Source organism: Microbacterium sp. 01T413_2 (assembly GCF_056398985.1).
In genome coordinates, this window is the sequence record NZ_JBFTQL010000003.1 from 195,614 (window position 1) to 207,082 (window position 11,469).

Annotated in this window: 13 protein-coding genes; 6 read left to right on the top strand and 7 right to left on the bottom strand. The window is 71.6% G+C overall.

Features of this window, described 5'->3' with window-relative positions; all coding sequences use genetic code 11:
• Positions 1-84: 84 nt before the first annotated feature.
• From AC1DMN_RS03545 to AC1DMN_RS03565, 5 genes are all read right to left on the bottom strand, one after another.
• Entirely contained in the window at positions 85-252 is a 168-nt protein-coding gene (locus AC1DMN_RS03545; RefSeq protein WP_440734371.1) for a hypothetical protein, read from the bottom strand.
• On the bottom strand, positions 249-821 hold the full coding sequence (locus AC1DMN_RS03550; RefSeq protein ID WP_477230204.1) for a YdeI/OmpD-associated family protein: 573 nt from the start codon (positions 819-821) through the stop codon (positions 249-251). The genes AC1DMN_RS03545 and AC1DMN_RS03550 overlap by 4 nt, the downstream gene beginning before the upstream one ends.
• A gap of 3 nt (positions 822-824) precedes the next feature.
• On the bottom strand, positions 825-1,652 hold the full coding sequence (locus AC1DMN_RS03555) for an HAD-IIA family hydrolase (protein WP_440734369.1): 828 nt from the start codon (positions 1,650-1,652) through the stop codon (positions 825-827).
• A gap of 212 nt (positions 1,653-1,864) precedes the next feature.
• Positions 1,865-2,497, bottom strand: a complete 633-nt coding sequence (locus AC1DMN_RS03560) for a metal-dependent transcriptional regulator (RefSeq protein WP_477230205.1) — start codon at positions 2,495-2,497, stop codon at positions 1,865-1,867.
• 112 nt (positions 2,498-2,609) lie between these two features.
• Positions 2,610-2,960, bottom strand: coding sequence for a hypothetical protein (locus tag AC1DMN_RS03565; RefSeq protein ID WP_477230206.1), 351 nt, complete (start codon positions 2,958-2,960; stop codon positions 2,610-2,612).
• A gap of 216 nt (positions 2,961-3,176) precedes the next feature.
• On the opposite strand from AC1DMN_RS03565, the gene AC1DMN_RS03570 reads away from it, so the two are divergent.
• Positions 3,177-3,860, top strand: a complete 684-nt coding sequence (locus tag AC1DMN_RS03570; protein ID WP_477230207.1) for a DUF1003 domain-containing protein — start codon at positions 3,177-3,179, stop codon at positions 3,858-3,860.
• Positions 3,861-3,948: 88 nt separating this feature from the next.
• Here the strand turns inward: AC1DMN_RS03570 and AC1DMN_RS03575 are convergent, their stop codons facing one another.
• Complete coding sequence (locus AC1DMN_RS03575; protein WP_477230208.1) at positions 3,949-5,238, bottom strand: Nramp family divalent metal transporter; 1,290 nt, start codon at positions 5,236-5,238, stop codon at positions 3,949-3,951.
• A 136-nt stretch (positions 5,239-5,374) separates the two neighbouring features.
• Between AC1DMN_RS03575 and AC1DMN_RS03580 the strand changes: the two genes are divergently transcribed.
• The 4 genes from AC1DMN_RS03580 (at position 5,375) to AC1DMN_RS03595 (ending at position 9,367) form a co-directional block, all read left to right on the top strand.
• Complete coding sequence (locus tag AC1DMN_RS03580) at positions 5,375-6,070, top strand: TrmH family RNA methyltransferase (protein ID WP_441977983.1); 696 nt, start codon at positions 5,375-5,377, stop codon at positions 6,068-6,070.
• A 70-nt stretch (positions 6,071-6,140) separates the two neighbouring features.
• The gene (locus AC1DMN_RS03585; RefSeq protein WP_477230209.1) at positions 6,141-7,415 is read left to right on the top strand and encodes a sensor histidine kinase; all 1,275 of its coding nucleotides are present in this window, start codon (positions 6,141-6,143) and stop codon (positions 7,413-7,415) included.
• Complete coding sequence (locus AC1DMN_RS03590; RefSeq protein ID WP_477230210.1) at positions 7,412-8,068, top strand: response regulator transcription factor; 657 nt, start codon at positions 7,412-7,414, stop codon at positions 8,066-8,068. Before AC1DMN_RS03585 ends, AC1DMN_RS03590 begins: the two co-directional genes overlap by 4 nt.
• A gap of 90 nt (positions 8,069-8,158) precedes the next feature.
• A complete protein-coding gene (locus AC1DMN_RS03595) occupies positions 8,159-9,367 on the top strand; it encodes a hypothetical protein (protein ID WP_477230211.1) in 1,209 nt (402 codons plus the stop codon).
• A gap of 108 nt (positions 9,368-9,475) precedes the next feature.
• On the opposite strand, the gene AC1DMN_RS03600 is transcribed toward AC1DMN_RS03595, so the two are convergent.
• The gene (locus AC1DMN_RS03600) at positions 9,476-10,807 is read right to left on the bottom strand and encodes an MATE family efflux transporter (RefSeq protein ID WP_477230360.1); all 1,332 of its coding nucleotides are present in this window, start codon (positions 10,805-10,807) and stop codon (positions 9,476-9,478) included.
• Positions 10,808-10,960: 153 nt separating this feature from the next.
• Here AC1DMN_RS03600 and AC1DMN_RS03605 point away from each other — a divergent pair, with 153 nt between their 5' ends.
• Positions 10,961-11,446: a hypothetical protein gene (locus AC1DMN_RS03605; RefSeq protein WP_441977986.1), complete on the top strand. Its 486-nt coding sequence runs from the start codon at positions 10,961-10,963 to the stop codon at positions 11,444-11,446.
• The last annotated feature ends 23 nt before the right edge of the window (positions 11,447-11,469 follow it).

Consider the following 11,469-nt stretch of genomic DNA (forward strand, 5'->3'; position numbering starts at 1 on the left):
AGGACGGAATCCACGGATCCGTCCTACAGACGTGCGAAAGTCCTGTGGAATGGCGCGCTCACCGGTCCGGTGGTCGAGGGGCGCTCAACGACCGGGTGAGCCCTTGTCGTCCTCGTCCCAGGGGCCCTCCCACCAGGCGCCACGGTCGCGGGCGGAGCCGCCGCGGCGGTTGCGCGCGAACTGCACGATCCACGCGGTGAGTGAGCCGAGCGCGATGACGGCCGCGACCCAGATGATCGGATTCGACGTCACGGCCGCTTCCCCTCCGCCGCGTCGGCGACGATCTTGGCGATGCGCGCGGCCCGGGTCTCGGCCCGCTTCGCCATCGCGATCTGCGTCAGGCCGACCTTCTTCGCCGACGGCGGGAAGGCGTCCCATCCCGCGCGCCCAGCAGGGGATGCGTCGAGCGCGGCGATGAGGTCGTCCGGCTCGATGCCGGCCTCGGGACCGTCCAGCACGCTCCAGGCGCCGTTGGCCTTGGCGACCTCGATCGCGCGGATCCCCGCGGCCTCGAGCAGGCCGGCCTCCTCGAGCAGGGCGATGCGGGCCTTGTTCGTCGCCGCCCAGCCGCTGGACGCGCGGCGCGGCGCGAACCAGAGCCCGCCGATCCGCTCATCGAAGCTGCGTACCGGACCGTCGATCCATCCGAAGCAGAGCGCCTGCAGGATGGCCTCCTCGTACCCGACGTGCACGTCGTCGTTCCCCGACCGCGGCCGCACCAGCCAGGCGCCGGTCGCGGTCGCATGGTTCTCCGCGAGCCAGGTCCGCCAGGCGGCGGCGTCGGTGGCGACGACCCGCTCGCCCTCGTCGAGTGCGCCCATGGATCAGCCCTTCGTCTTCGGCGCCTTCTGCGGGATCGTGCGGATCGTCTCCGTGATGCGGGGGAGCAGGTCGGCGACCGACTGCACGACCTCGTCCGGGCGGAACGGGTACTTCTCGATCTCCGCGGTGTCGCTGATCCCGGTGAGCACGAGAATCGTGTGCAGGCCCGCCTCGATGCCCGCGACGACGTCGGTGTCCATGCGGTCGCCGATCATGCCGGTGCGCTTGGAGTGGGCGCCGATCTTGTTGAGCGCGGAGCGGAACATCATCGGATTGGGCTTGCCGACGACGTACGGGTCCTTGCCGGTCGCCTTCGTGATGAGTGCGGCGATCGCGCCGGTGGCGGGCAGCGGTCCGTCCGCGCTCGGGCCCGTGGCGTCCGGGTTGGTGACGATGAACCGGGCGCCGTCGTTGATCAGGCGGATCGCCTTCGTGATCGCCTCGAACGAGTAGTTGCGGGTCTCGCCGACCACGACGAAGTCGGGGTTCGTCTCAGTCATGATGAAGCCCGCGTCGTGCAGGGCGGTGAGGATCCCGGCCTCGCCGATCACGAACGCGGATCCGCCGGGGAGCTGCTGCTGCAGGAAGTCGGCGGTCGCGAGCGCCGAGGTCCAGATGCGCTCCTCCGGCACGTTCAGCCCGCTCGTGCGCAGACGTGCGGACAGATCCCGCGCGGTGAAGATCGAGTTGTTCGTCAGCACGAGGTAGGGGATGCCGCTGCTCTCCCAACCGGCGAGCAGTTCGGACGCCCCGGGGATGGCGTCGTTCTCGTGCACGAGCACACCATCCATGTCGGTGAGCCAGCATTCGATGTCGTCGCGTTGTGCCATGCGCCCAGCCTAGGACTCCCGGATTACGGGGGGATGACAGCGTGGCCCTGTGCGTAATTCAGGTCGGATCTGCTCTGGAGGCCCGGATCCGGCCATGTTCACGCCATCATGCGAGATCCGTCCTGAATACGGCACGCCGACACCCGCCGCCGCCGAGCGGCCGCCGTGGATCCGGTGCCGCGGAACCAGTGCCGTGGATCCGATGACCGCGGTCAGGCCGTCAGCCAGACCGCGTCGGCGCCGTCGGAGGGGAGCGGAACATCGGAGCCCTCGATCCGCAGTCCGTCGCGGGTGACGACGACCTCGCCGCCGATCACCAGGCCCGCGGATTCCAGAGCGCGCAGCAGCTCGGGATCACGATCGTCCACGCGCAGCACCCGGCCCGCGTGGCCGGTGGCGGCGTCGGCGAGCAGCACGAACGGCTCGCGCTCGATGCGGCCGTCGGCGTCGGGGATCGCATCACCGTGCGGATCGAATCGCGGCCGTCCCAGGCGTGCATCGATGCCCTCCAGCAGACGGTCGCTGATGGTGTGCTCGAGCACCTCCGCCTCGTCGTGCACCTCGTCCCACGCGTAGCCGAACTCGCGCACCAGCCAGGTCTCGATGAGGCGGTGTCGGCGGATGATCGCGAGGGCGCGCTGCTCCCCCTCCTCGGTGAGGCGCACTGCGCCGTAGGGCACGTGCGAGACGAGGCCGGCGGCGGCGAGCTTCTTCACCATCTCGGTGACGCTGGACGGGGCGATGCCGAGCTTCGCGGCGAGCTGCGACGGCGTGATCGGTGCCGGCTGCCATTCGGTGTGCGCGAACACCGTCTTCAGGTAGTCGTCGGCCGCGGGGGATGCCACGGGTCCAGCCTAACCGGCACGGCTCTCGGCACGAGCCGGCCCCGCGAGCGCGACTGGCGCCCGGCGCTCAGCCCCCGGGCCCACGCGGGGCGAGGGCCCCGGAGGAACGAGGTCAGCGGCCGATCGCGGAGAGCACGGCGAACGCGGCCTGGCCGGCGAAGAACATGATCCCGAAGCCGGCGAACGCGCCCAGCAGCGAGAGCCGACCGTCGAAGTCCTCGACGCCGCGCATGCCGATCGCACGAGCGCGGAACGACAGGATCAGGGTCAGGGCGCCCAGTGCGAGCTGCACCCAGGGGCCGCCCGCCGGCAGCAGCTTCGGCAGAGCGACGAGCAGGATCCCGAGTGCGCCTGTGACGAGCGATGCCCAGGTGCAGATGCGTACGGCCCGGCGTGCGGATGCCTGCGCCTCGGCCTTCTCGGCGGCGCGCTGCGCGGCGGACGGGCGGCGGGATCTGGCCATCCCTCGAGCCTACCGGCGGAGGCTGTGGGTCCTGCCTGGGCCGTATCGTCCGTCCGATGGATCCGGACGTGTGAGCTGCGGCCCGGCCTCGGGGACGGGGCCGGATCCGCCAGGACCGCCGCGTCGCCCCGCTCAGCGCGCCGCCGTGGCATGCCGGGACGACGCAGGAGACTGGATCCGACCCCGCGACGGCGCGGGCGGGCGAGGGAGCAGACCATGTCGAGCCAGCAGGCCATCTCGAGCGAGGACCTCGATGCGTTCCTCGGGCGACTGCCGGAGAGCAGCGCACGGCCGCTGCCGGAGAGCACCTGGCACGAACAGGCGCAGGAGCACCTCACACTGGGGGAGCGGTCTGCCGATCGCCTGCGCAACGCGATGGGCAGCTGGGGTTTCGTCGGCGGGTTCGTGCTGTTCATGGCGGTGTGGTGGACCCTCAACACGATCAAGAGCACGGCGTGGGATCCCTATCCGTTCATCCTGCTGAACCTGTTCCTCAGCATGCTGGCCGGTCTGCAGGGCGCGATCCTGCTCATCGCCGCGAAGCGGCAGGACGCGATCTCCGCCGCGCTCGCTCACCACGACTTCGACACCAACGTCGCCGCCAGGGTCGACATCGAGGCGCTGCTCGATATCAACCGGCATCAACTCGAGATGATCGCCGAGTTGCAGGGGATCGCCCGCGCACTGGTACCGGCGCAGACCGGTGGGGCGGCCGCGACGGACGTCGATGCGCAGGACGTCGCGACCGAGGTGGCCGCCGCGAAGGCGACGGCGAGAGCGGCGGAGACCCGGGCCGAAGTCCGGGCGGAGGCGCACGTCCAGGAGGACGGAAGCGACTCACCGGCCGTGTCCGAGAACGGATCCGGATCCGGGTCCCTTCGACCGCGAGACTCCAACTGAGTAACGAGACTGCACGCCTGAGTCGCTGTCTCGTTACTCCGTTGCAGTCTCGCGGTCAGGAAACGCGGACGCCGGATCCGGTCCGGTGTCAGGACCCGCTCAGCAGCAGCCAGAGCAGCACGGCGTTGAGCGCGATGAGCAGGGCGGCGGCGATGATGCCCGCGATCGTGGTCCACGGTCGGTTGGCGTAGCGCCCGAGCGTGCGCTGCCGGGCGGTGAGTGCGACGAGGGGGATGAGCGCGAACGGGATCCCGAACGACAGCGCCACCTGGCTGAGCACGAGGGCGAAGGTGGGGTCGACGCCGAGCCCGAGGATCAGCAGCGCCGGGATGAGCGTGATGAGTCGCCGCACCGGCATCGCGATGCGGATCCGCAGCAGGCCGTGCATGATCTCGGCGCCCGCGTACGCCCCCACCGCGGTCGAGGCCAGGCCGGACGCGAGCAGGCCGACCGCGAACAGGGTGCCGATGAGCGGCCCGAGCTGCGCGCTGATCGCGGCGTGCGCGCCCTCGAGGGAGTCGGTGCCGTCCACACCGGGCAGCGTGGTGGCGGCCAGCAGCAGCATGCCGAGGTTCACGGCTCCCGCGACGACCATCGCCAGGGTGACATCCCATCGGGTGGCGGTGAGCAGCCGCGCGATCGGGGTGCGCGTGGTCGGCTCGGGGTCTCCGCCCGGGTGCACGGGGGCGGATCCGAATCGGTCCCTGGCGAGGGCGGAGTGCGCGTAGATCGCATGCGGCATGATCGTCGCGCCGAGGATCGAGGCGGCGAGCAGCACGGATCCGGAATCGGTGAAGCGCGGCATGAGCCCGCCGAGGGCGGCGGACGGATCCGGCGGGGCGACCAGCAGCCCGGCGAGGAACCCGATGGTGACCACGGCGAGCAGGCCGATCACGACAAACTCGAACGGCCGGGCGCCGCGTCGGCCCTGCACGGCGAGCAGCGCCATCGAGACCGCGCCCGTGATGAGGCCGCCGAGCAGCAGGGGGATCCCGAACAGCAGCTGCAACGCGACCGCGCCGCCGATGACCTCGGCGATGTCGGTCGCCATCGCGACGAGCTCGGCCTGCAGCCAGTACGCGCGCCGCGCGAACCGGTGCTGCAGCCGGTCGCCGATCAGCTCGGGGAGGCTGCGCCCGGTGACGACGCCGAGCTTCGCGGAGAGGTACTGCACGAGCCACGCGATCACGTTCGCCACGATGACCACCCAGACCAGCAGGTAGCCGTAGCCTGCTCCCGCCGTCATGTTGCTGGCGACGTTGCCCGGGTCCACATAGGCGACTCCTGCCACCAGCGCAGGGCCGAGCAGCGCCGCACCGCGGGCGGACGCCGCGGCATCGGCGCGCGCGGGTGCGAAGGTCACCGTGGATTTAGGCACACCGAAAACCTACCCCACTTTTAGGTGCGCCGAAATAGTCGGATCCCGTTCGCGGGCGTGCGCGCTCGACGACCCGAGGTGGGCGCGCCCGCTCGACAGCGCCGGGTGGGGGATCGCGCGCAGATACGCTGGCGGGATGCAGGATCCAGAGGTCGTCGGCGAGTCCGAGCCCACGCCCGAGTCCACTGCTGCACCCGAGCCAGCGCGTGCTCCCGAGCCCGCGCCCGAACCGGAGCCCACGCACGGTGTCGGCCCGTGGGAGGGGGAGTGGCCTGCCGAAGATCACCTCGATCCCGAGCTGCTCGCGAACGGCGACCGGCGCAACGTCGTGGACCGCTACCGGTACTGGCGGATGGAGGCGATCGTCGCGGACCTCGACACCCGGCGGCACGGTTTCCACGTCGCGATCGAGAACTGGCAGCACGACATGAACATCGGCTCGATCGTGCGTAGCGCCAACGCGTTCCTCGCCGACACCGTGCACATCATCGGACGACGGCGCTGGAACCGGCGCGGAGCCATGGTCACCGATCGATACCAGCACGTGATGCACCACGACACCGTGCAGGCGTTCACCGCGTGGGCGGAGGCCGAGCGCATCCCAATCATCGCCGTGGACAACCTCGACGGCGCCGTGCCCGTGGACCGGGCGGATCTGCCGGAGCGCTGCGTGCTGCTGTTCGGCGCGGAGGGGCCCGGGCTGTCGGACGAGGCGCTCGAGGCGGCGTCAGGGCACGTCGAGATCACGCAGTACGGATCCACCCGCTCGATCAACGCCGGAGCGGCCGCGGCCGTGATCATGTACGAGTGGTGCCGGAGGCACGCCGGCTGACGCCATGATCCGGATCCGTCTCACTCGCACGGGCGAGGACGCGCGCAGAGCCGCGTGCGAGCATGGGGACGTGCGGACAGGGAAGGCGCGGAGCGGCGGGCGCGGCGGCACCGTGCTGATCGTGGCGCTGGCCGCCCTCGTCTTGCTGCTGCCGATCAGTCTCGCCTCGCTCGCGTGGTCGACGCCGCACGCGGCGCCCCTGGTGACCGCAGGGCTCGCCCTCTCCTTCGCCGCACTGCACGGCGCGTCCCTGCTCGCGGTGCGGCATCCGAGGCCGGCATTCCTCCTGGCCAGCGCCGTGATGCTGCTGCTCGTGCTGATCCCCGCGGCGCGCGACGCCTCTGCGGCCATGCACCCCTCGGTCGTCGTCTACCTGCTCTGCCTGGCCCAGGTCGCCGTGCGCGAGCGGGTGCGGCTGTCGGTCATCGCGTTGGCCGTCGCGCTCGTGGGTGCAGGGATGATCGCGTGGGCCGAGCCGTCCTTCGGGTCCGGAACCGGGTCGGGCGCCGATGTGGGGCTGCTGCGGCTCGGCGCCTTCCTCGGGCTCGCTGCCAGCGCGACCGCCGCGTGGGCGTGCGGTCTGCTGGTGCGGTTCGCGACGAGCCGGGCCGAGGAGCGCACCGTCGTGCGCGTGCAGCAAGCGATCGCGGACGAGCGGATGCGCATCAGCGGCGAGCTGCACGACGTGGTGGCGCACGCGATGACGGTCATGATCGCGCAGTCCGAGGTGGCGCGGGCGCTGGTGCGCGAGCGTCCGGACGTCAGCGAGCAGGCGCTCGGCGTCGTCGTGGACACGGGCCGCGACGCATTGCGCGGCATGCGCGCGATCGTCGCGGCCGACGGCGACGCGCCCAAGGAGCCGCTGCCGACGGCGGACTCCCTGGCCGAGCTGGTCGCCTCGGTGCGCAGCCCCGCGTGCGCGGTCGAGCTCGCCGAGAGCGGAGAGCGCCGCGACCTGGCCCCGGCGCCGGCGCTGGCGCTGCACCGTGCGGTGCGCGAGGGTCTCACGAACGCCATGCGGCACGCGTTGCCGCCGGCGCGGGTCGAGGTGCGCCTCTCCTGGGCCGAGGGGCACGTGGTCGCGGAGGTCGAGGACGACGGCGGATCCGGACGCAGCGGATCCGACCTCGGCACAGGCACCGGTCTCGTGAGCCTGACCGAGCGGCTCCGGCTGGCGGGCGGGTCGCTCGTGGCGGGGCCGGTTGCGGACGTCGGGAGCGGCTCGTCCGGGCTCGCCGGATCCCGCGGCTGGCTGCTGCGGGTCGAGCTCCCGGTGCTGCGCGAGAGCGACTCGGACAGGGTAGCGACGGTGACGCGCCCGGCGGATGAGGGGGACGGCGAATGACGATCCGGGTGCTGCTCGTCGACGACCAGGAGCTGTTCTGCGAGGCCGTGGCGATCATGCTGGCCCGGGACCCGCGCATCGCCGAGGTCGCGACCGCCGCTGATGCGCAGGGCGGCATCGAGCACGTCCGCGGCCACGCGGTTGACGTCGTGCTGATGGACATCCGCATGCCCGGCATGGACGGCATCGCCGCGACCAGGGAGATCCTGCGGTTGAAGTCCGGGATCCGCATACTCATGCTCACCACGTTCGACCTCGACCAGTACGTCGTCGAGGCGATCCGCGAGGGGGCGAGCGGGTTCCTGACGAAGGACGCGGCGCCGCAGGAGCTCGCCGACGCCGTCGTCGCGGCGGCCGCCGGCGACGCGGCCATGTCGCCGCGCGCGACGGCGGCGCTGCTGGGCTTCGTGCGCGAGGGCGGGCCCACGGTCGATCCCGAAACCGCGCTCGCGCCGCTCAGCGGCCGGGAGCGCGAGGTCGCGCGGGCGCTCGCGACCGGTGCCTCGAACGATGACATCGCGCGGACTCTGTTCCTCAGTGCGAACACGGTGAAGACGCACGTGAAGGCGGTGCTCGCGAAGCTCGGCCTCGCCGACCGCGTGCACGTCGTGATCTGGGCCTACGAGAACGGCATCCGCCGCCCCGGGCGCTGACAACGCGCCCCGGGATCATCCCCGCGGGTGATCCGGAACCGTCCTCGGGGGCGACGCGGAGAACGGTTCCGGATCCGTAGCGTGCCGGACATGAGAAACAGAACGCGTGTCGCACTGCTGATCCTCGGTGTCGTGCTGGGCGCCGCTGTCGCGCTGCTCGGCGCCATCGGACTGCTCTTCGCCGGAGTGGTGCCCACGGGGGTGAGCCCGAGCCTGGTCTCGGCGGTCGTCGGCGCGCCCACGGCGGCGGTGGTGTCGATCGCGGCGGGGCTCGCCGCGATGGCTGTCGGAGTGCTCGGACTGCGCGGGCGCCGGGCGGACGCGTCGGTGAGCGCGGTCGGTGTCACCGTCGCGGCGCCCGCCGGGCTGCGCATCATCGCCGTGACCGTGGCGCTGCTGGTGGCGGCGCTCATCCCGGGCGGGATCATCCCGGTCGCCGGGTACTCGTTCGTGCTCGTCGTGGCGGGGCTCGTCGTCGCGGGTCTCGTGCTGCTGACGGTGCGCCATCCGTTGATCGGGGCGGCCGGGATCCTGCTCGTGATCGGCGTTGTCGGGTTCGCCGCGCTGCGGCTGCCGCTTGGCACGTTCGCGCCACGCGTGCTGGAGGCGCTCGCTCCGCGATTCGGCGAGCTGACCGTCTCGTTCGTGCACCTGGTCGCCGCGGGCGCGCTCGCCGCCTGGGCGATCGGCGAACCCGCGGTGCGCGGGCGGTTCGCCGCGAGCGTGCTGCGGCACCGGCGTGCGATCACCGTGGCCGCAGCGCTGTGCGCGCTGCCGTACTCGTTCTGTCGCCTCACGTGGCTGACGCCGTGGCCGCTGTTCGCGCCGCCGGCCGCCCTGACGCCCGATGTCCTGATGGTGGGCCTGCTGCTCGGCGGGGCGATGCTCGCGGCCGGGCTGCTCACGCTCGCCCTGTGCCTGCCGTGGGCGGACCGCTTCCCGCAGTGGCTGAGCGGCGTCGGCGGACGTCCGGTGCCCGCCGGACTCGCGGTGATCGCCGCATCGGTCGTGGCGGTGATGTTCACGGTCGGGGGCGTGGACCTGCTGCGCGTCGCCACGACGCGCGGATCCCTCGCCGTGGGCGTCGTCGAGCTGATGCTGGTACTGCCGTTCTGGCTGTGGGGGCCGCTCCTCGGCGTCGCGACATGGGGTTACGCGATGCACCGCGGCCGGCCGGAGGAACGCCCCGTGGTGCCGCGGGCGATCGGCGACCGCGGGCTGTCGGACACGCTGCGGGCGCGCGCCACGGCCGAACTCGACGCGATCGAGGAGCGTGAAGTGCATCGCAGCCGGCGCTGACGGCGACCCCGAGGCACCGGGGATCCGCGCCGTTGCTGTGCGGATCCCGGCGCTTCGTCGGATCCCGGCTCCTTTGGACGGGCGTTCCGTTCGTCAGACATCGATTCGTCAGACCTCGATCGAGAGCCAGCGTCCGGTGCGCACGCGCAGGCCGAGGGTCGCCAGCCTTGCGCACAGGTACACGCCGAAGAACGCGACGGCGAGCCAGATCAGGCCCGCGACGCCGTTCACCCCGGTCGCCGCGATGATCGCGAGCGCTGGCAGGAACGGCACGAGGTTCAGGCCGCCGGCGAGGGCGAGATAGCGTGCGTCGCCGGCCCCCATGAGCACCCCGTCGAGCACGAACACGATGCCCGCGATCGGCTGGGCGACGGCGAGCACGATGAGTGCGGGCTGGATCAGCGCGGCGAGGGCCGGGTCGCCGGTGAAGGCGAGCCCGATGACGGTGGACAGCGCCGCGATGAGCACTCCGACGATCACGCCGAACCAGGCGCCCCATGCGACGGTGCGGGCGAGTACGTGCCTGGCGCCGTTCGGATCCGCCGCGCCCAGACTTTTGCCGATGAGCGCCTGCGCGGCGATCGCGAGGGCGTCGAGCGCGAAGGCCGCGGCGGAGAAGATGGTGAAGACGACCTGCCAGCCGGCGAGCTCGCGCGTGCCGATTGCGGTCGCGACTCCCACCGTCGCGAGCAGCGCCACCCGCAGGCTCACGGTGCGCAGGAACAGCCAGCCGCCGGAGCGCGCGGATCCGCGGATTCCGGCGAGCTCTGGTGCGACCGAGGCCTCGTGCCGGCGCGCCAGGCGCCCGATCACGAGCACGTACGCCCCGACCATGCCCCACTGGGCGACGACCGTGCCGAACGCGGATCCGGCGATGCCCCAGCCGAAGCCGTAGATGAAGAGCCAGTTCAGCAGCGCGTTCGCGGCGAAGCCGATGCCCGCGATCCACAGCGGGGTGACGGTGTCCTGCATGCCGCGCAGCAGGCCCGTCGCCGCGTAGACGACGAGCATCGCGGGCAGCCCCCACATGGACGGCGCGAGGTAGGCGGCCGCCTGCACTGCGACTGCGGGAGTGGCGCCGAACAGCGGGATCACCGCGGGGGTGAGCAGGGACCCGATCACCGCGAGCAACGCACCGAGGCCGAGCGCCAGCCACATGCCGTCGATGCCGACTGACACGGCATCGCCGTGCTCTCCGGCGCCGAACCGTCGGGCGACCGCGGGCGTGGTCGAGTAGGCCAGGAAGATCATCAGTCCGACGACGGTCTGCAGGACCGCCGATGCGATGCCGAGCCCGGCGAGCGGCGTCGTGCCGAGGTGCCCGACGAGCGCCGCGTCGACCATCAGGAACGCCGGCTCTGCCACGAGCGCGCCGAGGGCGGGTACGGCGAGGCGGATGATCTCGCGGTTCAGGGTCGGCGCCGCGTCCGGGTGCGGCACCCCACGTGGGGTGTCGCCGGGCTGCGGGTTCGGCGTCGGGGAGGGCACTGTACGAGCCTAGGGGCGGGCGGGGACACGGGTCTGCGGCGGGCCGGCCGACATCGCCACGAAACGGCAATCGTCAGGATGGCGTGCTGTCTAGGCTCAGCGACTATGGGAAGCAATTGGATCGTAATCGCGGCTGCGGCAGTGACGGGCACCTTTGTTGTGATCTCTGGACTTCTTTCATTCATTTCCTCGCGAGGTGAACCACGCCAAGCCAAAGAACTACGTGCGCTATCGGAGATCCTCAAAGACATGCCACCCAGTCCGGGCCGCCAGGCGCTCGCCAAACGTCGAGAACTCATCGCCAAGAAATACGGCGAGTCGAGTACCGAGATCTTTTCGGATCTCGATCGGGCGATGCTGCTCGGGATGGGGCTACTGGCACTAGGTGTGCTACTCGCTTCGATAGTGAGCGGAAATCTCACGCCGACTCTCGTTTCACTTGCCGGCTTTGCCGCGATCATGCTGTCAGTCATAGGCGTGGCTGTTCTCCTTGCCGCCTTGATCGCGGTTGTGTGGCGGACCCTTCGATCGGGGAGGGCGCACCGGGCGGCCCGTCATTCGGCGGAGGCTGATCGACCGCTGGAGGAATAGCCCGCCGTCATGGGCGGCGTCGT

What these genes read in the sequence shown, in the direction of transcription:
- AC1DMN_RS03550 (WP_477230204.1), bottom strand. Translation starts at nt 821, where the DNA reads ATGGGCGCACTCGACGAGGGCGAGCGGGTCGTCGCCACCGACGCCGCC.
- AC1DMN_RS03555 (WP_440734369.1), bottom strand. Translation starts at nt 1,652, where the DNA reads ATGGCACAACGCGACGACATCGAATGCTGGCTCACCGACATGGATGGT.
- AC1DMN_RS03565 (WP_477230206.1), bottom strand. Translation starts at nt 2,960, where the DNA reads ATGGCCAGATCCCGCCGCCCGTCCGCCGCGCAGCGCGCCGCCGAGAAG.
- AC1DMN_RS03570 (WP_477230207.1), top strand. Translation starts at nt 3,177, where the DNA reads ATGTCGAGCCAGCAGGCCATCTCGAGCGAGGACCTCGATGCGTTCCTC.
- AC1DMN_RS03580 (WP_441977983.1), top strand. Translation starts at nt 5,375, where the DNA reads ATGCAGGATCCAGAGGTCGTCGGCGAGTCCGAGCCCACGCCCGAGTCC.
- AC1DMN_RS03590 (WP_477230210.1), top strand. Translation starts at nt 7,412, where the DNA reads ATGACGATCCGGGTGCTGCTCGTCGACGACCAGGAGCTGTTCTGCGAG.
- AC1DMN_RS03595 (WP_477230211.1), top strand. Translation starts at nt 8,159, where the DNA reads ATGAGAAACAGAACGCGTGTCGCACTGCTGATCCTCGGTGTCGTGCTG.
- AC1DMN_RS03605 (WP_441977986.1), top strand. Translation starts at nt 10,961, where the DNA reads ATGGGAAGCAATTGGATCGTAATCGCGGCTGCGGCAGTGACGGGCACC.